General features: G+C 45.1%; 26 protein-coding genes. 8 read left to right on the top strand and 18 right to left on the bottom strand.

The annotated features are described in order from the left end of the window. Positions 1 to 14 precede the first annotated feature (14 nt). The 12 genes from rpsJ to fkpA form a co-directional block, all read right to left on the bottom strand. Positions 15 to 326, bottom strand: coding sequence for a 30S ribosomal protein S10 (rpsJ, locus tag OCV20_RS01430; RefSeq protein WP_004736761.1), 312 nt, complete (start codon positions 324 to 326; stop codon positions 15 to 17). Between the two features lie 425 nt (positions 327 to 751). Next, positions 752 to 1,234 (bottom strand): bacterioferritin, encoded by a 483-nt coding sequence (gene bfr, locus OCV20_RS01425; protein WP_048605981.1) that lies wholly within the window; start codon positions 1,232 to 1,234, stop codon positions 752 to 754. Between the two features lie 81 nt (positions 1,235 to 1,315). Beyond that, complete coding sequence (locus OCV20_RS01420) at positions 1,316 to 1,504, bottom strand: (2Fe-2S)-binding protein (protein WP_017629804.1); 189 nt, start codon at positions 1,502 to 1,504, stop codon at positions 1,316 to 1,318. Between the two features lie 314 nt (positions 1,505 to 1,818). Beyond that, a complete protein-coding gene (gene tuf / locus OCV20_RS01415; protein ID WP_010435158.1) occupies positions 1,819 to 3,003 on the bottom strand; it encodes an elongation factor Tu in 1,185 nt (394 codons plus the stop codon). Positions 3,004 to 3,150: 147 nt separating this feature from the next. Next, complete coding sequence (gene fusA / locus OCV20_RS01410) at positions 3,151 to 5,247, bottom strand: elongation factor G (protein ID WP_017061101.1); 2,097 nt, start codon at positions 5,245 to 5,247, stop codon at positions 3,151 to 3,153. Between the two features lie 166 nt (positions 5,248 to 5,413). Beyond that, positions 5,414 to 5,884 carry a 30S ribosomal protein S7 gene (gene rpsG, locus OCV20_RS01405; RefSeq protein ID WP_010435163.1) on the bottom strand — a complete coding sequence of 157 codons (471 nt, stop codon included), beginning with the start codon at positions 5,882 to 5,884 and terminating at the stop codon, positions 5,414 to 5,416. A 107-nt stretch (positions 5,885 to 5,991) separates the two neighbouring features. Further along, complete coding sequence (rpsL, locus tag OCV20_RS01400) at positions 5,992 to 6,366, bottom strand: 30S ribosomal protein S12 (protein ID WP_004737194.1); 375 nt, start codon at positions 6,364 to 6,366, stop codon at positions 5,992 to 5,994. A gap of 182 nt (positions 6,367 to 6,548) precedes the next feature. Beyond that, positions 6,549 to 6,824 carry a sulfurtransferase complex subunit TusB gene (tusB, locus tag OCV20_RS01395; RefSeq protein ID WP_086774517.1) on the bottom strand — a complete coding sequence of 92 codons (276 nt, stop codon included), beginning with the start codon at positions 6,822 to 6,824 and terminating at the stop codon, positions 6,549 to 6,551. Between the two features lie 8 nt (positions 6,825 to 6,832). Then, entirely contained in the window at positions 6,833 to 7,189 is a 357-nt protein-coding gene (gene tusC / locus OCV20_RS01390) for a sulfurtransferase complex subunit TusC (protein WP_017063710.1), read from the bottom strand. Continuing rightward, the gene (tusD, locus tag OCV20_RS01385; protein WP_017063709.1) at positions 7,186 to 7,575 is read right to left on the bottom strand and encodes a sulfurtransferase complex subunit TusD; all 390 of its coding nucleotides are present in this window, start codon (positions 7,573 to 7,575) and stop codon (positions 7,186 to 7,188) included. The genes tusC and tusD overlap by 4 nt, the downstream gene beginning before the upstream one ends. Beyond that, a complete protein-coding gene (locus tag OCV20_RS01380) occupies positions 7,569 to 8,294 on the bottom strand; it encodes a helix-turn-helix transcriptional regulator (protein WP_004729851.1) in 726 nt (241 codons plus the stop codon). The genes tusD and OCV20_RS01380 overlap by 7 nt, the downstream gene beginning before the upstream one ends. A gap of 205 nt (positions 8,295 to 8,499) precedes the next feature. Continuing rightward, on the bottom strand, positions 8,500 to 9,276 hold the full coding sequence (fkpA, locus tag OCV20_RS01375; RefSeq protein WP_017061105.1) for an FKBP-type peptidyl-prolyl cis-trans isomerase: 777 nt from the start codon (positions 9,274 to 9,276) through the stop codon (positions 8,500 to 8,502). Positions 9,277 to 9,407: 131 nt separating this feature from the next. Here fkpA and OCV20_RS01370 point away from each other — a divergent pair, with 131 nt between their 5' ends. Together OCV20_RS01370 and OCV20_RS01365 are read left to right on the top strand one after the other, a co-directional pair. Next, a complete protein-coding gene (locus OCV20_RS01370) occupies positions 9,408 to 10,385 on the top strand; it encodes a WD40 repeat domain-containing protein (protein ID WP_017063707.1) in 978 nt (325 codons plus the stop codon). Between the two features lie 5 nt (positions 10,386 to 10,390). Next, positions 10,391 to 10,618, top strand: a complete 228-nt coding sequence (locus tag OCV20_RS01365) for a SlyX family protein (protein WP_009848930.1) — start codon at positions 10,391 to 10,393, stop codon at positions 10,616 to 10,618. Positions 10,619 to 10,798: 180 nt separating this feature from the next. On the opposite strand, the gene OCV20_RS01360 is transcribed toward OCV20_RS01365, so the two are convergent. The 5 genes from OCV20_RS01360 to kefG all read right to left on the bottom strand — a co-directional run bounded on the left by OCV20_RS01360 (position 10,799) and on the right by kefG (position 15,391). After that, positions 10,799 to 11,764 carry an isoaspartyl peptidase/L-asparaginase family protein gene (locus tag OCV20_RS01360; RefSeq protein ID WP_050052680.1) on the bottom strand — a complete coding sequence of 322 codons (966 nt, stop codon included), beginning with the start codon at positions 11,762 to 11,764 and terminating at the stop codon, positions 10,799 to 10,801. 217 nt (positions 11,765 to 11,981) lie between these two features. Continuing rightward, the gene (gene slyD, locus OCV20_RS01355) at positions 11,982 to 12,572 is read right to left on the bottom strand and encodes a peptidylprolyl isomerase (protein WP_017061108.1); all 591 of its coding nucleotides are present in this window, start codon (positions 12,570 to 12,572) and stop codon (positions 11,982 to 11,984) included. Positions 12,573 to 12,666: 94 nt separating this feature from the next. Next, entirely contained in the window at positions 12,667 to 12,867 is a 201-nt protein-coding gene (locus tag OCV20_RS01350) for a YheV family putative zinc ribbon protein (protein ID WP_004737184.1), read from the bottom strand. Positions 12,868 to 13,023: 156 nt separating this feature from the next. Further along, on the bottom strand, positions 13,024 to 14,820 hold the full coding sequence (gene kefB / locus OCV20_RS01345) for a glutathione-regulated potassium-efflux system protein KefB (protein WP_048605367.1): 1,797 nt from the start codon (positions 14,818 to 14,820) through the stop codon (positions 13,024 to 13,026). Beyond that, positions 14,807 to 15,391, bottom strand: coding sequence for a glutathione-regulated potassium-efflux system ancillary protein KefG (kefG, locus tag OCV20_RS01340; protein WP_017061111.1), 585 nt, complete (start codon positions 15,389 to 15,391; stop codon positions 14,807 to 14,809). Before kefG ends, kefB begins: the two co-directional genes overlap by 14 nt. Positions 15,392 to 15,565: 174 nt before the next feature. On the opposite strand from kefG, the gene OCV20_RS01335 reads away from it, so the two are divergent. The 6 genes from OCV20_RS01335 to crp all read left to right on the top strand — a co-directional run bounded on the left by OCV20_RS01335 (position 15,566) and on the right by crp (position 21,281). Then, on the top strand, positions 15,566 to 17,488 hold the full coding sequence (locus OCV20_RS01335) for an ABC transporter ATP-binding protein (RefSeq protein WP_017061112.1): 1,923 nt from the start codon (positions 15,566 to 15,568) through the stop codon (positions 17,486 to 17,488). After that, positions 17,485 to 17,955: a TIGR02444 family protein gene (locus OCV20_RS01330; RefSeq protein ID WP_048605369.1), complete on the top strand. Its 471-nt coding sequence runs from the start codon at positions 17,485 to 17,487 to the stop codon at positions 17,953 to 17,955. Before OCV20_RS01335 ends, OCV20_RS01330 begins: the two co-directional genes overlap by 4 nt. A gap of 206 nt (positions 17,956 to 18,161) precedes the next feature. Further along, on the top strand, positions 18,162 to 19,154 hold the full coding sequence (locus OCV20_RS01325; protein ID WP_086774518.1) for a hydrolase: 993 nt from the start codon (positions 18,162 to 18,164) through the stop codon (positions 19,152 to 19,154). Positions 19,155 to 19,249: 95 nt separating this feature from the next. After that, positions 19,250 to 19,462, top strand: coding sequence for a YheU family protein (locus OCV20_RS01320; protein WP_010435208.1), 213 nt, complete (start codon positions 19,250 to 19,252; stop codon positions 19,460 to 19,462). Positions 19,463 to 19,539: 77 nt separating this feature from the next. After that, a complete protein-coding gene (locus OCV20_RS01315; RefSeq protein WP_010435210.1) occupies positions 19,540 to 20,409 on the top strand; it encodes a phosphoribulokinase in 870 nt (289 codons plus the stop codon). 239 nt (positions 20,410 to 20,648) lie between these two features. Continuing rightward, positions 20,649 to 21,281: a cAMP-activated global transcriptional regulator CRP gene (gene crp, locus OCV20_RS01310; protein ID WP_004729651.1), complete on the top strand. Its 633-nt coding sequence runs from the start codon at positions 20,649 to 20,651 to the stop codon at positions 21,279 to 21,281. Between the two features lie 176 nt (positions 21,282 to 21,457). Here crp and OCV20_RS01305 read toward each other — a convergent pair whose 3' ends face one another. Further along, positions 21,458 to 22,249, bottom strand: coding sequence for a DUF1338 domain-containing protein (locus OCV20_RS01305; protein ID WP_086774519.1), 792 nt, complete (start codon positions 22,247 to 22,249; stop codon positions 21,458 to 21,460). Positions 22,250 to 22,413: the final 164 nt, after the last annotated feature.

Genomic DNA, 22,413 nt, shown 5'->3' with positions numbered 1-22,413 from the left:
TATTCTTATCTCCCTTAACCTAGGCTGATTTGAACATCAACGCCAGCTGCAAGATCAAGACGCATTAGAGCATCAACAGTTTTATCTGTTGGCTCAACGATGTCGATCAAACGCTTGTGAGTACGAATTTCGTACTGGTCACGTGCATCTTTGTTGACGTGTGGAGAGGTAAGAACAGTGAAACGCTCTTTACGAGTAGGTAGTGGAATAGGACCACGAACCTGTGCGCCAGTACGTTTTGCTGTTTCAACGATTTCCGCAGTTGAAGCATCGATTAGCTTGTAATCAAACGCTTTAAGGCGGATACGAATACGTTGGTTCTGCATGAGACAGAGCTCCAATTATTAAAAATTACACAAACAATATCGCCACTCAAACCCGATAAAACGAGAGAATGCCGATTGATTTATGTGAAACCGTAGCATCCAAAATTAGGACGCATTGTCAGTTAACTTTTGAAGCAAACAAGAAGTTTACTATTTTTATTAACCGCGAACATAAGCTGAGTATACATTACTAGGTAAGACCTACTCCTCAGTGCTCATTGGTTCACAACCAGCGTTAGCCAGTGCGTTGCATTATACAGATCACACTTTAAGTTGCAAGCTGTGTTTGAAAAATAAACGCAGAATCTATTTACGGGGATAACTGGGGAGTTTGTATTGTACGGTAGTGCCCTACCGCTGGAAATTGAAAGCAAGGTAACAGCTCGGTTTAAGCCTCAGCTGTTACCTCTTTTATTTATGGTATTTTAACCGTCGTCTTCATCCACATATTGAGCTTGTAGATAATTTTGGATCCCAGTCATTTTGATTAAACCAAGTTGAGTTTCTAACCAATCGACGTGATCTTCCTCGTCTTCTAAGATGTCTTGAAATAGATCTCGCGATACATAGTCGTGAATATCTTCTGCATACGCGATGGCATTTTTCAAATCAGGTATAGCTTCCATCTCAAGAGATAAATCACACTGAAGCATCTCTTCAGTATCTTCACCAATTTTCAACTTACCCAAATCTTGAAGGTTTGGGAGGCCTTCTAAAAATAGTATGCGTTCAATTAAATGGTCAGCATGTTTCATTTCGTCGATAGATTCGTGGTATTCCTTATCGGCCAGGTGCTTTAAACCCCAATCTTTGTACATGCGAGCATGCAAGAAGTATTGGTTTATCGCGACGAGTTCGTTACCAAGAATTTTATTGAGATGTTGAATGATGATTGGATCGCCTTTCATGACATAGCCCTCCTCTTTGGCTCTTCTAACTGTAGAACCAAATCGAGAAGTGTCAAAAAAGCTAATGCCCTTTGGGCAAAACTAGCTTGCCTGTTTGAACAGGTCTTTCGCAGTATCGTTAATGACTTCTTTTGCTGAACGTACACACTTGCCGCATTGACTGCCAAGTGCTGTGCATTTTTTAATTCCCTTGATGTCGGTAATGCCCTCTTCTATCACGAGCTTGCGGATTTTTTTATCCGAAACCCCATGGCATAAACAAATGTACATACTAAAACCTAAACCTTTAACTTAGGCTTGAATATAAAAAGGAATCATTCTTATTACCAGTCATATTTACTGTTTGGTTATATCGATTGGTTATAGTGTTTTGCAAGTAATTGTAAAAATTGGCTGTGAAGATTGTATAACGGAAGTGCGTGATCAAAGTGGGTCAGTAAATAACTGTATTTAAATTGGAATATAGTTAACTGTTATAAAGTGCGATGAATTTCCCTTATAACCAAAATAAAAAAGGGAAGCCGAAGCTCCCCTTTTCAGATGCGTGCTCTTCTAATGAAGAGTGAGCAAAAATCTAAATGCTATTAAGCGAAGATTTTAGCTACAACACCAGCACCAACTGTACGGCCACCTTCGCGGATTGCGAAACGTAGACCTTCGTCCATTGCGATTGGAGCGATTAGCTCAACAGTCATTTGAACGTTGTCACCTGGCATTACCATTTCTACGCCTTCAGGTAGAGTGATGTCGCCTGTTACGTCAGTTGTACGGAAGTAGAACTGTGGACGGTAACCTTTGAAGAAAGGAGTGTGACGGCCGCCTTCGTCTTTAGAAAGTACGTATACTTCAGACTCAAACTTAGTGTGTGGGTTGATAGAACCTTTCGCAGAAAGTACTTGACCACGTTCAACGTCATCACGCTTAGTACCACGTAGAAGTGCACCAACGTTCTCACCTGCACGACCTTCGTCAAGCAGTTTACGGAACATTTCAACACCAGTACAAGTAGTAAGAGTAGTCTCTTTGATACCAACGATTTCTACTTCGTCACCTACACGTAGGATACCGCGCTCGATACGACCAGTTACAACAGTACCACGACCTTGGATTGAGAATACATCTTCAATTGGTAGTAGGAACGGTTGGTCAACTGCACGCTCAGGCTCAGGGATGTAAGAATCTAGTGCTTCTGCAAGCTCAACGATCTTATCTTCCCACTGCTTCTCGCCGTTTAGTGCGCCAAGTGCAGAACCTTGGATAACTGGTAGGTCATCACCTGGGAAGTCGTATTCAGAAAGAAGTTCACGAACTTCCATCTCAACTAGCTCAAGTAGCTCTTCGTCATCTACCATGTCACATTTGTTCATGAATACGATGATGTAAGGGATACCAACTTGACGACCAAGTAGGATGTGCTCACGAGTTTGAGGCATAGGGCCGTCAGTCGCAGCAACAACTAGGATACCGCCGTCCATTTGTGCAGCACCAGTGATCATGTTTTTAACATAATCCGCGTGTCCTGGACAGTCTACGTGTGCGTAGTGACGTGCTGGAGTGTCGTACTCAACGTGAGAAGTTGCGATTGTGATACCGCGCTCACGCTCTTCTGGAGCGTTATCGATAGATGCGAAATCTTTAGCAACACCGCCGTATACTTTTGCAAGAGTAGTACAGATAGCAGCAGTTAGAGTTGTTTTACCGTGGTCAACGTGGCCGATAGTACCAACGTTTACGTGCGGTTTCGTACGTTCAAATTTTTCTTTAGACACAATCGTGTTCCTTCCTAGTTATGATTCGCCACGTTCATTATTGAGCGAGACGCGCCAGAAATTGCTATTTTATGCGCCAACTCTCGTTAGCGCAATATTTGGACGCATTGTTCTTTCAAAAAATGAAAAAAAATGCCTTCCTTTTGTTTAACCACGCTCTGCAATGATTGCTTTTGCAACATTGTTAGGCACTTCAGCGTACTCACTAAACTCCATAGAGTAAGAAGCACGACCTTGTGTCGCAGAACGTAAATCAGTTGCGTAACCGAACATGACAGACAACGGAACTTGTGCACGAATTATCTTCAGGCCAGCTGTCCCCTCGTCCATACCTTCGATGATGCCGCGACGACGGTTAATATCGCCAACAACGTCACCCATCCAGTCTTCTGGAGTAGTTACTTCAACTTTCATCATAGGCTCAAGCAGAACCGGTTGCGCTTCAAGTGCACCCGTTCTGAAAGCCATAGAGGCAGCGATTGTAAACGCCATCTCACTTGAATCTGTTTCATGGTAAGAACCATCATATAGTGTAGCTTTGATATCCAAAACTGGATAGCCAGCAAGCACACCATTGTTCATCTGTTCTTCAACGCCTTTAGCAACTGAAGCGATAAACTCTTTAGGTACGATACCATTGGCAATTTCATCCACAAAGACAAAGCCTTCGCCAGCTTCTGATGGTTCCAGTTTCAGCCATACGTGACCGTACTGACCTTTACCACCATGCTCACGGATAAATTTACCTTCCGCTTTCGCTGTACCACGAATAGTCTCACGGTAAGCCACTTGTGGGTTACCAACGTTGCAGTTCACGCTAAATTCGCGCTTCATACGGTCAACGATGATATCTAAGTGTAGTTCACCCATACCAGAAATCAGAGTCTGGCCAGTTTCCGCATCCATATCAACGCGGAACGATGGGTCTTCCGCTGCTAGTTTACCTAGAGCGATAGTCATTTTGTCTTGATCAGCTTGAGAGCTTGGCTCTACAACGATCTGAATAACTGGGTCTGGGAACTCCATGCGCTCAAGAACAATCTTATGGTTCTGGTCACAAAGGGTTTCACCAGTAGTCACATCTTTCAGGCCAATAATGGCTGCGATGTCACCTGCTCGTACTTCTTTTACTTCTTCACGCTTGTTTGAGTGCATTTGAACAATGCGACCTAAGCGTTCACGTTGTTTCTTCACAGAGTTGTAAGCTGTTTTACCGCTTTCAACAACACCAGAGTAAACACGGATGAAGGTAAGAGTACCAACAAATGGGTCTGTTGCGATCTTAAATGCTAGCGCTGAGAACGGTTCTTTGTCGTCCGCGTGACGCTCTGCTTCGTTCTCGTCTTCATCGATACCTTTAATTGCAGGTACATCGACTGGAGAAGGAAGGAAATCAACAACTGCATCTAGAACAGCTTGTACACCTTTGTTTTTGAATGCACTACCACAAGTAGCAAGTACGATTTCATTATTAAGGGTACGAGTACGAAGACCTTGTTTGATTTCAGCTTCTGTTAGTTCACCTTCTTCAAGGTACTTATCCATCAGCTCTTCATTTGCTTCTGCAGCAGCTTCAACAAGTTCTGTACGATATTCTTCAGCCATTTCTTGCATGTCTGCAGGAATATCTTCGTACGTGAATGTCATGCCTTGGTCAGCTTCGTTCCAGTTAATTGCCTTCATCTTGATAAGATCGACAACGCCTTGGAAGTTTTCTTCAGCACCAATATTCAGTTGAATTGGAACAGGAGTCGCGCCTAGGCGATCCTTGATCTGTTCAACTACGCGCAAGAAGTCTGCGCCGGTACGGTCCATTTTATTAACGAAAACCATACGTGGAACTTGGTACTTATCAGCTTGACGCCATACTGTCTCTGACTGAGGTTCAACACCAGATGAGCCACAGAACACAACAACTGCACCATCAAGTACACGCAGAGAACGTTCTACTTCGATAGTGAAGTCAACGTGTCCAGGAGTGTCGATGATGTTGATACGGTGGTCCGAGAACTGAGCTTCCATACCACGCCAAAACGTAGTGGTTGCTGCTGAAGTGATCGTAATACCGCGCTCTTGCTCTTGCTCCATCCAGTCCATGGTTGCTGCACCATCGTGAACTTCGCCGATTTTGTGAGAAAGACCGGTATAGAACAGAATACGTTCACTTGTGGTTGTTTTACCTGCATCTACGTGAGCAACGATACCGATATTACGGTATTGCTCTATAGGAGTTTTACGAGCCACGGTTGAATCCTCTTATTAGAGACTTAGGGACTATTGCTATGTCTAGATTATGCGTTAAAAGCGATGCTTCGCTAAAAATTGCTTGCCCTAGAAATAGCAATAGTTCCTAGCATAAGCATAGGAACTAAAGAAGTGCTGCAAGGAACCTTGCAGCACTAAAAAGGTATTACCAACGGTAATGTGCGAACGCTTTGTTTGCGTCAGCCATGCGGTGAACGTCTTCACGTTTCTTAACCGCAGTACCTTTGTTCTCAGACGCGTCTAGCATTTCAGCAGCTAGGCGTTGAGCCATAGATTTTTCACCACGCTTACGCGCAGCTTCAACTACCCAACGCATAGCAAGAGCGTTACGGCGAACCGGACGAACTTCTACAGGTACTTGGTAAGTTGAACCACCTACACGGCGAGATTTAACTTCTACCGCTGGGCGAACATTTTCAAGAGCTTCTTCAAATACAGCTAAGTGGTCTTTACCAGACTTCTCAGCCATTGAATCTAGTGCAGTGTAAACGATTTTTTCTGCAGTAGATTTCTTTCCGTCAACCATAAGGATGTTAACGAATTTTGCCAGCAATTCAGATTTGAACTTAGGATCTGGAAGGATCTTACGCTGACCTATTACGCGACGACGTGGCATGGATATTCTCCGTTGTCTTCTTCAGGTTTTTTCCAAAACTTTTCAGAATAATAAATAAAATAGTGTTTGGCCTTACTTAACGATTTCTTTTTAAAAAAGAGAATCAATTAAGACTTAGGACGTTTCACACCGTACTTAGAACGACCTTGTTTACGGTCGTTAACGCCAGCACAGTCAAGTGCGCCGCGAACAGTGTGGTAACGAACACCCGGAAGGTCTTTTACACGACCGCCACGGATTAGTACAACACTGTGCTCTTGTAGGTTATGGCCTTCACCGCCGATGTACGAAGTTACTTCGAAACCGTTAGTTAGACGTACACGACATACTTTACGTAGTGCCGAGTTAGGTTTTTTAGGTGTAGTAGTGTATACACGAGTACATACACCACGTTTTTGTGGGCACGCTTCTAGTGCAGGCACGTTGCTTTTAACAACTTGCTTTACACGAGGTTTGCGAACCAACTGGTTAATAGTTGCCATTAACTAGCTCCTGAAATTTACTTGAAAGTAAGCTTTGTGAAAAATCTATCCCTAATCACAAGTCGTAATTAGGGACGCAAAATTCTATTCAGCAGTGGGAGGTGTGTCAAGAAATATACAGATCTTTTTTAGCCGTCTAGAGCTCAGGATGGTCTAATTTTAACCAAACTGATAGAACACGCTTACCAAGTCACTGATTTGTCGTTCAAAACCGTCAGTTTAACGAAGCCATCGAAGTCAACTTGATCAATGGTACTTGAGACAAGTAGTTGTAAACCTCGGCTATCGAGATCTGGTTTTAACACCGACACCTGCTCTACTGAGCAGATTTGAGTGAATAACTCATGATTTGGAAGGCAAACATACACCGCATCTTCCACCAAAAGGAACTGATCCTGTGGCTGAGAATAGGTCAATGCGAGTTTCAGTTTGTCGACTGATTTTACGATATGAAACATAGCGTCCCCTAGAAAGTCAGTATCTGTTGGCACTGAGCTAACTTCTGCGTTAACTCGTCGGCTTCAACGGTGGTCACATCGATCAGTAGGTTGTCTGCTGAAAGACCAAACTGACTCAGACTACGCTGACACACATACACCTGTTCGATGTCGTACAGGTCCATAAGCTTGAATGCAGAGATGTAGTCACGCGATAGTGTTTCGTCGGGCTGCTGCGCTTTGAGAAGCTGTGTCACGCCATCGCCAACAAAGAACACGGCGATGTCTTCACTGTATGCGGACGCAGCAAGCAGGGCGTCTAATCCCTCTCTACCCGCAGCAGTTGTATGAGGAAAACTGTTAAATATAAAGGCTAATTTTCTCAAAACTGCACAACCCTATCTTGCGTTAGTAGCGCTTCCGATAAGCTCCCTAATCCGGCCTGAGTAAATCCAGTGGCTAGGTTAGAGGCACTTAGTTGATGTTGCTCTGCTTCTTCAGAGCTAATCACTCCGCGTCTTAGCGCAGCTGCCACACAGGTTTCAAGGCTAACATCGTGTTCATCAGCCAGCTTTTGCCAAGCTGAAGCTAAATCAAATTCATCGTTTGCAGGTACGGTAAGGTCTGAGCCGTTACTGACGCCATCTTGATAGAAGAACACACTGTGAAGTTTGTGGCCCTGTTTAATCAGAGCCACGGCAAACTGGTAGGCACTTCTTGCTGACTGTGAGCCATAGACAGGCCCATTCACTAGGAGTGTATAGCTTAGCAACCCTCTTCATCCTCTGTTTTACGTTGGCGGATGTATAGGTACACGGTGTGCTTAGAGATGTTCAGTCGCTCAGCAACGCGGTTGATCGCGTCTTTAATATCGAAAATACCTTTGTCGTACAGCTCCATCACGATCTGACGGTTCTTAGTATTGTTCGATACCGATTTGTCAGCGTTAATTTCTTCAATGGTGCGTTCAACCGTTTGGTCGACAAGTTCTTCAACGTCACTAGCGAAGTTAACCGATGATGCAGCTTCGTCTGCGTCTTGCGTAGGCATGAACGATTGCAATACTTGTGAGAATGGCGCGTCTAGGTTGACGTTAATACACAGCAGGCCAATCACTCGGTCTTCACCGTTGCGGATAGCAACCGTGATCGACTTCATCAACACTCCGCCTTTAGCGCGAGTGAAGTATGAACGTGAGAAGTTACGTTTAGAACCTTCAATATCTTTTAGCATCTTCAATGCAAGATCGGTGATCGGCGAGCCAACCTGACGACCTGTATTTTCGCCGTTAGCAATTTTAATCGCAGAAGTATTGAGGTCTTCTAAAGAGTGCAAAACGATTTCACAAAACGGACCAATAAGACTCGCAATACCGTCAACAACGGCCTCATAAGATCTTAGAATGATTTTATCGTGTTCACTGAATGGCATGACGTGGACTGATTCCATTTCAAGTAACACATCTGCATTGACTGTTTCTGTAGTAGTCACTTATTCCTTACCTTCGTGTGAAAAATCAACAAATTTATGTAAGTTTATCAGAAAATTTTAATTGCACACCTAGCTAACATTGCAACTAGTGATTTAGAACAAGTTTAAAAATCAAATACTCATCTTCAAATCATAAAAAAAGCCTAACTCAAAGTTAGGCTTTTTATTCAATCAACGTATTTTAGTACGAGGCTTTTAACCGATATTACTGTGCAGGAGCTGCTTCAGCGTTATCGATGTTTAGCAGTTCAACTTCGAATACTAGCGTTGAGTTAGCAGGGATAGTCGGTGTGTCTTGCTCACCGTATGCTAGCTCTGGCGGGATAACGAACTTGTACTTAGAACCAACTTGCATCAGTTGTACGCCTTCAGTCCAGCCTGGGATTACGCGGTTTAGTGGGAATGTTGCTGGTTCGCCACGATCGTAAGAGCTATCGAACTGAGTACCGTCTGTTAGCGTACCTTTGTAGTGTACTTGAACCGTATCAGTGTCTTTTGGAGAAGCACCTTCACCAGCAGTCATTACTTGGTAAAGTAGACCAGATTCAGTTTGCTTAACGCCTTCAGTTTTAGCGAACTCAGCGCGGAAATCATCACCGGCTTTCTTCACTTCTGCAGATTTTTCTGCCGCTTGTGCTTGCATCGTTTCAGCAACACGCTTGTCTAGAGCTTCAAGAGCTGCGCGAGTTTCTTCTTCGTTAAGTGCTGTTTTCTCTGCAAATACGTCTTCGATACCTTGAAGAACCATATCTTTGTCTAGGTTGATACCTAACTCGCTTGGCTTATCAATGCTTGTGCTTAGGTAGTTAGCGAAAGATACACCGATTGCGTAAGCCGCTTTGTCATCTTCTGTTTTAAAGTTTACTGCTTCAACTTTAACTTCTTCTACCTGTGGAGCTTCTGCCTTTGGTTCTTCTTTCTGACAACCAACTGCTAGCATAACCGTTGCGGCAAGCAGTGATACTTTTAAAACTGATTTCATTGAATTCTCCAATTAATGGCCAAGCCATTGGTTATTGTGCACAAATCTAATGATTAGATTGGTGTGAATACGTTAGTTATAACAATATACTAGTCATATGTCTTTCGACACAAACCGGATTATTAGATGTGATGCGAATATTTTTCCACTCATTGCTATGTACAATTGTCATCACCTTGTTAAATGGTTGCTTTTTCTTCCAAGATGATGAGCAGCGTTGGGAAATTGAACCCAATGGTGCCACCAGCTTTGCACTCAGCAGAGATGGACGCTTCGCCCTGCTCTACTCTCAGCAAAAGCAACTGCTCCTTTGGGACCTCGCCGAAGACCAAGAGTTAGCTCAGCTTGGCCCACAAGACCAGTTAGAAAACCAAGTATCGCGTATCCGTATCTCGGACAATGGCCGTTTTGCCATTACCGCGAGCCAAATGAACTTCGCCGTTTGGGACTTATCTTGGACTCAAGCACAAGGGCTATGGTCTATCTCCGATGGCTTGATTCGTGATGTCGATATCTCTAGCAATGGAGAAAAAGTACTGCTTGGCCTTTCTAATGGCAAAGCCATCTATGTGGACTTAGTCACCGGACGCCGTCTGGAGTTCCTCGCTCACCGAGAAAAAGTGAATTCCGTGTCCCTTTCATCCAATGGACGCTACGCCTTATCCGGTGGTAACGACTACAAAGCCTACCTTTGGGATACCGAGTCGGGCTTGGTATTGCGCACCTTTGAGCATGAACAAAGAGTAGTACGAGTCGCGCTACAACGCGATGGTGAACTGGCTTTTACCTCTGATGGCGGCAATCAAGCGATGATTTGGGATCTTGAAACGGGCGAACCTCAAGCGCAATTGCAAAGCTGGTCTCGACAGTTGATTTTCTCGAGTGCGCGTTTTTCTGATGACGGCAGCATGCTGGTGACGGGCACGCCATCCAGCCAAGTGAGTGTGTGGAATACTCAGGATGGCAAGCGAATTTCTCGCCACGATGCTGAGCCATTAAAAGATGCTCGCCCTCCTCGTGCGGTAGTGTATGATGCAGCCTTTGATGATAAGAACCGTGTGATATCGGGCACCTCTGCGGGCATTGCCCAAGCTTGGAATGTGGATTAAGAACGATGACAGAAAAGCGAGTTGAACAACTAGAAAGCCGCGTAAATGACCTAGAGTGTCAGCTAGCTTTCCAAGAACAGACCATTGAAGAACTCAATGAAGCGCTTAGCCAACAACAAATGTTAATCACGAGAATGCAAGATCAGATGAAGTTCGTGGTTGGCAAAGTGAAAAATATGGATGGCTCTAATCTAGCTGACGCATCAGAAGAGACGCCACCTCCACACTATTAAGTGCGGTTCAAAATAACCAATTAAATCTAACGACGCATATCGTTAGTTTCTCGTCCTCAATGTGTAAACACATTTCAGGACGGGACATAGAAAACTAAAAGGGCGACAGATACTTATCTGTCGCCCTTTTATTTATTTCATCTCAGTGAATAAGCTAAAGCCAATTAAGCCGATAGAAGCTTAATCATCCGCATAAATCTTCACTTCAACACGACCTTGAGTATCAACACTTGCACGATACATTCCTGAGCTGTTCATACCAAAATGAATATCGCCTTGGCCATCGATAGCGATCAAGCCGCCTTCTCCACCCATGGTTTTCAATTCACCTTGAATGATCGTTTCACAAGCGGTGTGCACATCTTCTTTCAGATAACGCATTCGTGCTGCGACATCACTGGCGACCATTTTACGTAGGAAGAACTCACCCATCCCGGTTGTTGAGACGGCAACGTTGCCATTTTCAGCGATGGTTCCTGCACCAATGATCGGAGAGTCACCCACACGACCGTATTTCTTATTGGTCACGCCACCGGTACTGGTTGCTGCTGCTAAGTTACCCGCTTGGTCTAATGCGACTGCACCGACCGTGCCGTACTTTTTGTCATCTGGGTATTTCTCAGCTTGCTGTTCATCATATTTCGCTTCAGACAGAGCAAAGATGCCTTTCTCTTTCATCGACTGAAGTTGATCATAGCGGCGCTCAGTAAAAAAGTAGTCTTGCTCGGTAAAGGTGTACTCATGCTCAAACGCAAACTTCTCGGCACCTTCACCAATCAACAACACATGGTCGCTTTTCAGCATCACATCACGCGCAAGCTCAATTGGGTTTTTGATATGGCGAACGCCTGCAATAGCACCTGCATCCATTTCGCGGCCATGCATCACAGAAGCGTCCATCTCAACAAATTCATCATGCGTTAAAACAGAGCCCTTACCGGCATTAAAGTGCGGGCTGTCTTCCATCACCTTGACTGACGCAACCACCGCGTCCAGAGCATCACCACCCGATTGCAATATTTGATAACCAGCCAAAACCGATTTTTCCAAAGCCTCGGTAATACCCGCTTTTAATTCATCGCTCATTTGCTCGCGCAAGATGGTTCCTGCACCACCATGAATGGCAATTGAAAAAGGCTGTGACATACAAACTCTCCACTGACGTCGTCTTATAATGTTGTGCTATCAATACCACATCCATGGTTCGATGTCTGATAACGAAAACCAAACTTTTACGAATGCTTAGATTTGCGGACACTTAGTTTGGTAGAGAAAAGCGAGGTCAAAAAGCTAAACTCCTAAACGCAAAAAGCCTCCACAAGGGAGGCTTTCAAGATTCTTAAACTAAACCGTTAATTCGGTATTAGTGAGAACCACAGCTACCGCCGCCGCAGCAGCCGTCTTTTTTCTCTTCACCGTGGTCATGGCCTTCGCCACCACAGCAACCGCCTTCGTGGTCATGATCGTGGTCGTGACCGCCACAGCCGCCTTCTTGGTGTACGTGACCGTGTTGAACTTCTTCTTCAGTCGCTTCACGAACCGCTACAACTTCAACGTCAAACGTTAGAGTTTGGCCAGCTAGCATGTGGTTACCATCAACAACAACTTCGTCTCCATCTACTTCAGTAACTTCTACTGGGATTGGACCTTGGTCAGTATCCGCTAGGAAACGCATGCCAACTTCGATTTGCTCAACACCTTGGAATACGTCAGCAGGAACACGTTGAACTAGTGCGTCGTTGTGTTCGCCGTATGCGTCTTCTGGAGTAACAGTTGCAGAGAACTTGTCGCCAGCTACTTTGCCTTCAAGCTCTTTTTCAAGACCTGTAATTAGGTTGTTGTGACCGTGAAGGTAATCTAGTGGAGCTTCTGCAGTTGATTGGTCAACTACTACGCCATCTTCAAGTTTCACTTGATATGCAACACTAACTACTACGTTCTTTTCAATTTTCATGAGAGCTCCAAGGAGGTTTGGACTAAGCTCGAACAGTTGAGCTTAGGAAAAATTCTGTACCGGGATATTATGGGGATCAATTAACGAAACTCAATCATTCTGGCTTAAAAATACCGATCATTTCTTGATTCGCGTGTTCAGATTTCTCTACAGTTTTCGGTTTACGCTGTTCTGAGAAGTCACAATCGACACATTCCACCAGCTCGATATTGTTTTCAATCCACCAACGGAGTGTGTCTTGAGTGTTGCAACTTGGGCAGCTTGCCCCTGCGATAAAGCGTTTTTTCTGTTTCACGTTCATATCCTTTACTACTCTGGATTCGCGGTTCTTCCCACTCACTTTATTGAGAAGTTAAGCAGAGACCGCGTTTATTATTAGATTGGTTCTTTAGTCTGTTATTTCTATACCCAAGCTCTTTTTCTAAGCTCAAGCATGAGTTATCACTTCAAGCTACTGCCAATAGTTTCGAGATTGGTGATCGTTTTCCATCTCGTGTCCAAAGATCTCCTCAAGCTCTTTACGAGCCTCTTTCGCTCTTTGGGCTAACTCAGCATCTTCGTTATGCTGAGGCAGCAACTCTTTCAGCATACCATTATCCAACTTTCTAAAGTGTGCTTCTGCTCGCTTCGCTTTATATGGATGCATGCCAAGTTCAGTCAATGTTTGACGACCTAAATCCAGTGCCCCAAGGAAGGTTTCACGAGAGTAGTTACTCACACCGTGGTTAAGTAATTGATACGCTTCAACACGGCTTCGAGCACGCGCTAAGATCTTTAAGCGTGGGAAGTGCTGCTTACATAAATCGACAGTTTTCATGATTTCATCGGGAGAGTCAGTACACAGCACAATCGCTTCTGCTTTATCAGCACCGGCTGCGCGTAACAGCTCGAGGTGAGTCGAGTCTCCGTAAAATACCTTGTAGCCAAACTTTCTAAGGATATGGATTTGGCTGGCATCACTCTCCAGAACGGTGATACGAATCTTATTCGCGTACATCAAGCGGCCAATGATCTGACCGAAGCGACCAAAGCCAGCAATGATCACTCGAGGGCTGCGATCGACTACATCCGAAGACATCGCACTTTCGCTGATTTGGTTCAGCTGACGAGCAAAGAATCGGTCTTGCAGCTTAAGCATCAATGGCGTAGTCACCATAGACAGGCTCACTACTACCAGTAAGAACGATACTTGCTCGCCACTTAAGATGCCTTGAGCACTCGCCGCAGTAAAAATAACGAAAGCGAACTCACCACCTTGGCTGAGAATCATCGCCATACGGCTACGTGCTTTTGCCTGAGTGCCAAAAATACGAGCCAGCGCGTACAGCACTAAGCCTTTCAACACCACAAGAGCCAATACAGCAATCAGTATCGCGAATGGGCTTTCTGCCAATAAACCTAGGTTTACCGCCATACCAACCGAGATAAAGAACAGACCAAGCAATAACCCTTTGAATGGGTCAATCGCAATTTCAAGCTCGTGTCGATATTCACTTTCAGCCAGAAGTACGCCCGCAAGGAAGGTACCTAATGCCATCGATAAGCCAATCTGTTGCATGATCACAGCAATACCAATCACAAGTAACAGCGCCGCGACGGTGAACAACTCGCGTACGCCACTCATCACTACGTATCGGAACAGTGGTCTCAACAAGAAGTGGCCACCGACCAGCAGACCAATCACGCCACCCAACATCCATAACATGTCAGCCCAACTACCGCCGGTATTACCCGCAAGTAGAGGCAACATTGCTAGCATTGGAATAACAGCGATATCTTGGAAAAGCAGTACTGCAAAGCCCGACTGCCCTGCTTCTTTGCCGCCGAGCTCTCGCTCTTCAATAACACGCAAGGCAATCGCAGTCGAAGACAGCGCCAAACCCATACCTATCACGAGACTGGTTTGCCAGGTTAATCCAAATAGACAGGCGATGGCGGTAATAATTAGAGTGGTGATCAGCACTTGCGCGCCGCCCAATCCGAGAATGGGGGCTCGCATCTGCCACAATTTTTTCGGGTTAAGTTCGAGACCAATCAGGAAGAGCAGTAGTACCACCCCGAATTCGGAGAAGTGCAGAATCGCCTCTACATCACTGATTAGGCCAAGCCCCCATGGGCCAATTGCCACACCCGCTAATAAATAACCGAGTACCGAGCCCAAACCGGCGCGCTGTGCGATAGGAACCGCAACCACAGCAGCCGCTAAAAATATAACGCTACTTTGTAGAAAATCATTAGTCAGAGCCATCATCTGCTCCTATATCTTGTAGCGGGTCTCGCAACCAATTTCGATACGCTTCGGCGTGTTGGTAACGCGTCATATCGGTGACATTTCGTGCCCAGTGTAAAACCAAAGGGGATATCCAGTTCATCTGACACAAAGCAGCGGTGAGCTCGAATGGCTGCAAGATCTCTTGTAATGGATATTTATTATAGCCTGCGGCACCAAACGCCTCTTCTTTACCACCGGTAGTAATCACACTGCGCCAGTGTTTGCCTTTAAGCGCGCTCTGCTCACCAAACGCAAAACCTTTGCCTAACACGCGATCAAACCACTCTTTTAACAATGAAGGGCAGGAATACATAAACAGAGGATGCTGAAACACGATCACATCGTACTGAAGGAGCAATTCATGCTCATAAGGCACATCGATAAAGAAGTCAGGGTAGATGGCGTAGAGATCATGAACTTTGACATGACCGAGCGACTCTACCTTCTTAACCATCATCTGATTAGCAATAGAGGTTTGCGGCTCTGGGTGCGCGTAGATGATCAACACCTTTGGCACGACTTTGTCTGTCGAGGGAGTATTACTCATTCCTTTGAAACATTCCTTTGAGGGCTAAACGGTGGCAAGGCCACAAGAATTTAAGCAAAAGTTATTAATATGTTATTGGCATCATAACGCAAATTGCATTGTGATCGACTTTTATCTGGTTTCAGCCTACTATGCAGGCGTCTGTTCACCTCTAATTTCTATGCTATTTCAATTATGATTACTTTCTCTGATATTCAATTGCTACGCGGCGGTAAGCCACTCCTCGACCAAGCATCTGCGACTTTTCACCCTGGCGACAAGATCGGTTTGGTTGGTAAAAACGGCTGTGGTAAATCTACGCTATTCGCCTTAATTAAGGACGAACTGTCGATTGATGCTGGCTCATTCAGCAAACCTGCCCATTGGGAAATGGCTTGGGTTGCTCAAGAAACACCTGCATTAGAAAGAACAGCAATTGAATACGTGATTGATGGCGACCGTGAATATCGCGGCCTTGAAGATCAACTAGAGAAAGCTGAACAAGCCGACAACGGCACATTGGTAGCAGAGATCCACGGCAAGATTGAAACCATTGGTGGTTACAGCATCAAGGCACGTGCTGCCGAGTTACTGGACGGCCTAGGCTTTAGCCAAGAACAAATGACATGGAACCTGACTCAATTCTCAGGTGGTTGGCGTATGCGTTTGAACCTAGCGCAAGCTCTACTGTGTCGCAGTGACCTATTGCTACTCGATGAACCTACCAACCACTTGGATTTAGACGCAGTAATGTGGCTAGAACGTTGGTTACAAAGCTACCCTGGCACACTAGTACTTATCTCGCACGATAGAGACTTCTTAGACCCTATCGTCAACCGTATCGTGCACGTTGAAAATCAACAGCTCAATGAGTACACGGGTAACTACTCATCGTTCGAAACCCAACGAGCGCAAAAACTGATTCTGCAACAAGCGATGTACCAAAAGCAGCAGAAACAGATGTCTCACATGCAGAGCTACATTGACCGTTTCCGTTACAAAGCGTCAAAGGCTCGCCAAGCGCAAAGCCGTATTAAAGCGTTAGAGAAAATGGAACAAGTGCTACCTGCTCAGTTTGATAACCCATTCAGCTTTGAATTTAGAGAACCAGACGCGCTACCAAATCCAATCATGATGATGGACGAAGTATCAGCGGGCTATGATGACAATCTGATTCTAGAGAAGATTCGCTTGAATCTAGTACCGGGTAGCCGTATTGGTCTACTTGGTCGAAATGGTGCTGGTAAATCAACACTGATTAAACTGCTTTCTGGCGAACTGAAACAGCAAGGCGGTGAACTGAGTTATTCGCAAGGCGTTAAGATTGGTTACTTTGCACAGCACCAATTAGAGACTCTGCACCCTGAAGAAACACCGCTGCAACATATGATGCAGATCGCCCCTAAACACACCGAGCAACAACTGCGTGATTACCTAGGTAGCTTCGGTTTCCAAGGTGAAAAAGCGCTCGATAAAGTGGCACCCTTCTCTGGTGGTGAAAAAGCGCGTTTAGTATTAGCACTACTGGTATGGCAAAAACCAAACCTGTTGCTACTCGATGAACCAACCAACCACTTGGATCTTGACATGCGTCAGGCGCTGACTTTTGCCCTGCAGACGTTTGAAGGCGCAATGGTTATCGTATCGCACGACCGTTACCTACTGCGTGCGACTACCGATGATTTATACCTTGTACACGACCGCCAAGTAGCACCGTTTGATGGTGACTTAAGCGATTACTACAAGTGGCTAACCGAACAGCAGAAAGTTGAGCGCAAAGAAGCACAAGCATTGGCACCAGCCAAAGACGGCGCTAACAGTGCAGCAGCAAAAAAAGAGCAGAAACGCAAAGAAGCCGAGTTCCGTAAACTGACGGCACCACTTCGTAAAAAGCTCACTCAATTTGAAAAGCAGATGGATAAATTAACGCAGGCTCTTGAAGAAGCCGAGCAAGAATTATCCGACACATCACTGTATGAAGCTGAAAATAAGGCTAAACTGAATAAAGTACTCGCTCTCCAAGCGAGCAGTAAGTCACAGCTAGAAGAAGTTGAAATGGATTGGATGTCCACTCAAGAAGAGCTTGAGCAGATGGAACAGGATATGGATAGCTTATGAGCCCAGAGCACGCCCCAATATCACTAACACTGGAACGACTATGGCAATTTAGCCTTCAGTATTACAGTGTGCGCGGTGTAAAGGATGCGTGCCTAGCTTTGCAAAACCAGTTTCACGGCAACGTCAATCTACTGCTGCTTCTCAAATGGCTTGATGAGCAGCAATTGTCTTTTGCTGAAGAAGAGTGGCACAAGGTTCAACAGTGCTTGAGCCGCTCTGAAACCCTGCTTCATAGTTATAGAGAGCTGCGTAAACATCTCAAAGCGCACGTTGTCGACTCACTATACCGTGAAGCCTTGCAGTTTGAGTTACAGCTTGAGAAGCAACAACAATCCGATCTTGTCGACTGTATTAACTCCCTACAACTGTACGCTAATCAGCAATCACCGCTCGCTTTTCAGTACTGTCGTTTATTAGGGGCAGAAAACCTCTACGACGCTTTTTCTGAACCAGCACCACAGCCCTAGCTCGTTCTCTTTCCTTTTTATTCCATCAAGATCCAAGCTTAACTTTGATATTATTCAACCGGTTACCCATAGCCTGTTTTTGTATCTCGTATAAGTGAAAGCCTTGCGCTTATGCCGAGAATCAACCAAGCTCAAATAAAAACGTGGGCGTTCTGTTACAAATACGACATTTACCAAAGCCCATAAAAGAAGCATGGATCGTTTTTATGACAATATTTACCGCAGCCGCTGGTCTCTCTAATCCGCACTTACAAACCTTAGTGCCACGGTTTATTAGAAAGCAGGCGCTGTTTCATCCTCACTGGCAAACCTTAGAAACACCCGATGGTGACTTTCTTGATCTTGCTTGGAGCGAATCACCAGACGGTGACACCTCAAATAATAATGATCGCAGTAGCAAGCCGATATTCGTTCTATTCCACGGTCTAGAAGGCAGCTTTGAGAGCCCTTACGCCAATGGATTAATGAATGCGTTTGCTAAAGATGGTTGGCTCTCAGTGATGATGCACTTCAGAGGCTGCAGCGGAAAACCCAATCGCCTGGCTCGCGCTTACCATTCAGGGGAAGTCGAAGATGCACGCTTTTTCCTAAGACACCTGCACGCCCAGTTTCCGAATAACCCTAAGGTTGCGGTTGGCATCTCTTTAGGTGGAAACATGCTGGCGAACTATTTGGCTGAGTACGCAGACGACCCATTGCTGTCGGCGGCGACCATCGTATCAGCTCCTTTTGACTTAGCGTGTTGCTCTAGTCGCATTGAGCGCGGTTTCTCCAAACTCTATAAGAAGTACCTGCTCAACTCTCTAAAATCGAATGCGCTAAAAAAGGTTAACCTGCTACAGGAAAAACTTGGCATCACCGCTGAAGCCATCAAGAACATCACCAAACTGTATGAGTTTGATGAACGAATCACTGCGCCTCTGCACGGCTTCAAAAATGCCCAAGATTATTATGCGCAATGTTCTGCGCTGCCTAAGCTCAATAAGATCAAACTACCGACTCAGATCATTCATGCCAAAGACGACCCTTTCATGACCGATGATGTGATCCCAAAGTTCGTTCTGCCCGATAACATCGACTATCGACTGTTTCAAAAAGGCGGCCATGTGGGGTTTATTACTGGCAACACACTCAAGCCAAGGTTTTGGTTAGAAGAAGCCTTGCCTGCCTACTATGAAAGTATCCAAGATTCGGCATAATGACCGAGCCTTAGTAAATAGAAGCAAAACATTACTAAGCACACGTATTTCTACATCAATAAACCTATTTATGAACATAAAAGAGAGAAGTATTTATGATCATCCCATGGCAAGACATTGCACCAGAGACACTGGAAAACCTCATCAAAGAGTTCGTGCTGCGTGAAGGCACAGACTACGGCGACGTAGAGGTTTCACTGCAAAACAAGATTGACCAAGTGAAACATCAATTAGCTTCAGGAGAAGTCAGCATTGTGTTTTCTGAGCTCCATGAAACCGTTGATATTCAGGTCACAAAACGCTTCTAAGCTGCGCTCATAAAGGAGCCGTGTTATAGTGGTAAACGATTGCTAACAAGTAAGTTACTCAAAAGACAAGGGTTGTCATGTCCGCTAAACATCCAATTATTGCGGTGACGGGTTCATCTGGAGCCGGCACCACCACCACCTCAGAAGCCTTCCGTAAAATGTTCAATATGATGGACGTGAAGGCTGCTTGGGTTGAAGGGGATAGTTTCCATCGTTTCACTCGCCCAGAGATGGATGTCGAGATCCGTAAAGCGCGCGAGCAAGGTAAGCACATCAGCTACTTTGGTCCACAAGCCAACGATTTTGGTGCGCTAGAAGAGTTCTTCCGTAAATATGGTAACGAAGGCACAGGTAAAGTACGAAGCTACCTGCACACCTTCGATGAAGCCGTGCCTTACAATCAAATGCCGGGCACCTTCACGCCATGGCAAGAGATCCCTGAAAATTCCGATGTGATGTTTTACGAAGGCCTGCACGGCGGTGTGGTTGATGGCGACATTAACGTTTCTCAACACGTCGATTTGCTGATCGGCATGGTACCTATCGTAAACCTAGAGTGGATTCAAAAATTCGTTCGTGACACCCGCGATCGTGGCCACTCACGCGAAGCCGTAATGGACTCCATTGTTCGTTCAATGGATGATTATCTTAACTACATTACCCCGCAATTTTCGCGCACTCACATCAACTTTCAGCGTGTTCCAACCGTAGATACATCGAACCCACTCAACGCCAAAGGGATTCCAAGTTTAGACGAAAGCTTCGTAGTTATACGTTTGCGTGGCATCAAAAACGTCGATTTCCCCTACCTTCTGGCTATGATTGATGGCTCGTTTATGTCTCGTCATAACACGCTAGTGGTGCCAGGCGGCAAGATGAGTTTTGCTATGGAGCTCATTGTGAGGCCAATCCTGCAACAACTCATCGAAACCGGAAAAATAGGTTAACAAAACGACATTCTGGTTGATTACTTTTCATACCGTGATCATGTGCACAATTTTGCGTAAAAAATCGTAGCTTGGTCACGATTAAAATCAAGAAATAGTACCTGAAAAAGGATACTATTCTTAAACGAAACACAAGATAGCTTGCAGCACTCAACGAGTGCTCTTATCCTACAAGTCAATCCAGGCTTAGCTAAAATACGGAAAGCGGCAAGCATACCCTGCAGAGGAAGTGAGATATTATGGTTCTAGGTAAACCTCAAACCGATCCAACATTAGAGTGGTTCCTTTCACACTGTCATATTCATAAGTACCCTTCAAAAAGTACTTTGATTCATGCTGGTGAAAAGGCAGAAACCTTGTACTACATCGTTAAAGGTTCTGTGGCAGTTCTTATCAAAGACGAAGAAGGTAAGGAAATGATTCTTTCTTACCTAAACCAAGGCGACTTCATCGGTGAGCTTGGCTTGTTCGAAGAAGACCAAGAGCGTACAGCTTGGGTTCGTGCTAAATCTCCTTGTGAAGTAGCTGAGATTTCTTTCAAGAAATTCCGTCAACTTATCCAAGTGAACCCAGATATCCTAATGCGCCTTTCAGCGCAAATGGCAAACCGTCTACAAGTAACTAGCCAAAAGGTTGGTGACTTAGCGTTCCTTGACGTAACAGGTCGTATCGCTCAAACGCTACTAAACCTAGCGAAACAGCCAGATGCAATGACTCACCCTGACGGCATGCAAATCAAGATCACTCGTCAAGAGATTGGCCAGATTGTTGGTTGTTCTCGTGAGACAGTAGGTCGTATCTTGAAGATGCTAGAAGAGCAGAACCTAATTTCTGCACACGGTAAAACTATCGTGGTATACGGCACTCGTTAATCTCGATTAACTGAGCCAAAAATTTGAAAGCCACCAAATGCGAATTTGGTGGCTTTTTTGTTTTCTGAAGATCTATAGAGCAGATGCGAGAAGAACTCACAAAATCCTATTTGTAAACTTCTTCGAAGCGAAGCGTACTCGAATCTCTAGGGTAAAGTCCGTTCTGGTATCTTTCTTTAACCGTTGGTGCTCTCAAAGATTTTATCAGCTGATGCTGCAACAAAACCAGTGTAAAGCTCACCGTTGGCCATCGCATAACGCTTAGCGAACTCATAGAAGCCGCCAGGAATCATCTCATTGCCTTCAACAAATGAAACTGGGACTTTGTCTGCCATTGTTGATGATTGCTCTAATAAGACCTCTGGAGAGCCTTTAACCTGACCGCCAGATGCATTGATCGTGAAGCCCGACTCGCTCAAGTAGTCATTCACGGCCTGCACTTCATCGAAGTTATTTAGCTGATTCACACTCACCGTAAAGTGGTTAGCACCATATCCATGAGCCGCGAGCCAAGACGCGTATTCGCTCTCTTTTGCGAGCACTTGGAAATCAGCGAAGCTCAAACCCCAAAGACGACCGCCAAACAAGAATTCATGACCTTGAAGCTTACTTGCGTCCACTTGCTCAACCAACTTAGCAACGATCTGTTGCAAGTCACTTGAACACTCTTCTACCTTCAACTCACTAATGAACACTTTTGGTTGTTTTGGATCTGGGTGCTCGTAATGTTTAGCCACTAACTTCTTGCTCTCAAACAAGTAGTCGCCACACGCCTTGTAGCCTAATTCAAGGAAAGGCTTCGCTAGTGTTTCAATACCCAAAGGAGCAACATTGAAAGTTCGCAGTGCAATGTGATCATTAATCAGCGCTTCGTCTTCTTTCAGCAAGTGATGCACTTTCTCAGCCGATGGACAAAGCCTGTGAATGTAATCGTCCCAAAGTGATTTAAAGAGTAGATCGGGCGTCATGGTGACTCCTTGTCAGAGGTTCTAGCAAGCTAGTAATTTGGATTAGAAAGGGAGAGGCTGAGACACAGAGTCAGCAGCCATCAGCCTGTGACATACTTTTTCTATTATTATCTACCGTCCAATCTAGGTGTCGGACGTGATGGAAAAGGGAAGCGATAACACCA

Source organism: Vibrio coralliirubri, from assembly GCF_024347375.1.
Taxonomy (GTDB): domain Bacteria; phylum Pseudomonadota; class Gammaproteobacteria; order Enterobacterales; family Vibrionaceae; genus Vibrio; species Vibrio coralliirubri.
This window is presented reverse-complemented; position numbering and strand designations above follow the sequence as displayed.

Bases quoted from the DNA above. Each gene is read 5' to 3' on its own strand.
- kefG (WP_017061111.1), bottom strand. From the start codon at position 15,391: ATGAGTAATACTCCCTCGACAGACAAAGTCGTGCCAAAGGTGTTGATC.
- OCV20_RS01305 (WP_086774519.1), bottom strand. From the start codon at position 22,249: ATGACGCCCGATCTACTCTTTAAATCACTTTGGGACGATTACATTCAC.
- OCV20_RS01420 (WP_017629804.1), bottom strand. From the start codon at position 1,504: ATGTACATTTGTTTATGCCATGGGGTTTCGGATAAAAAAATCCGCAAG.
- OCV20_RS01370 (WP_017063707.1), top strand. From the start codon at position 9,408: ATGCGAATATTTTTCCACTCATTGCTATGTACAATTGTCATCACCTTG.
- slyD (WP_017061108.1), bottom strand. From the start codon at position 12,572: ATGAAAATTGAAAAGAACGTAGTAGTTAGTGTTGCATATCAAGTGAAA.
- kefB (WP_048605367.1), bottom strand. From the start codon at position 14,820: ATGGCTCTGACTAATGATTTTCTACAAAGTAGCGTTATATTTTTAGCG.
- OCV20_RS01320 (WP_010435208.1), top strand. From the start codon at position 19,250: ATGATCATCCCATGGCAAGACATTGCACCAGAGACACTGGAAAACCTC.
- crp (WP_004729651.1), top strand. From the start codon at position 20,649: ATGGTTCTAGGTAAACCTCAAACCGATCCAACATTAGAGTGGTTCCTT.
- rpsL (WP_004737194.1), bottom strand. From the start codon at position 6,366: ATGGCAACTATTAACCAGTTGGTTCGCAAACCTCGTGTAAAGCAAGTT.
- fkpA (WP_017061105.1), bottom strand. From the start codon at position 9,276: ATGAAATCAGTTTTAAAAGTATCACTGCTTGCCGCAACGGTTATGCTA.
- OCV20_RS01365 (WP_009848930.1), top strand. From the start codon at position 10,391: ATGACAGAAAAGCGAGTTGAACAACTAGAAAGCCGCGTAAATGACCTA.
- OCV20_RS01325 (WP_086774518.1), top strand. From the start codon at position 18,162: ATGACAATATTTACCGCAGCCGCTGGTCTCTCTAATCCGCACTTACAA.
- OCV20_RS01335 (WP_017061112.1), top strand. From the start codon at position 15,566: ATGATTACTTTCTCTGATATTCAATTGCTACGCGGCGGTAAGCCACTC.
- OCV20_RS01315 (WP_010435210.1), top strand. From the start codon at position 19,540: ATGTCCGCTAAACATCCAATTATTGCGGTGACGGGTTCATCTGGAGCC.
- rpsG (WP_010435163.1), bottom strand. From the start codon at position 5,884: ATGCCACGTCGTCGCGTAATAGGTCAGCGTAAGATCCTTCCAGATCCT.
- OCV20_RS01360 (WP_050052680.1), bottom strand. From the start codon at position 11,764: ATGTCACAGCCTTTTTCAATTGCCATTCATGGTGGTGCAGGAACCATC.
- bfr (WP_048605981.1), bottom strand. From the start codon at position 1,234: ATGAAAGGCGATCCAATCATCATTCAACATCTCAATAAAATTCTTGGT.
- rpsJ (WP_004736761.1), bottom strand. From the start codon at position 326: ATGCAGAACCAACGTATTCGTATCCGCCTTAAAGCGTTTGATTACAAG.
- OCV20_RS01330 (WP_048605369.1), top strand. From the start codon at position 17,485: ATGAGCCCAGAGCACGCCCCAATATCACTAACACTGGAACGACTATGG.
- tusB (WP_086774517.1), bottom strand. From the start codon at position 6,824: ATGTTTCATATCGTAAAATCAGTCGACAAACTGAAACTCGCATTGACC.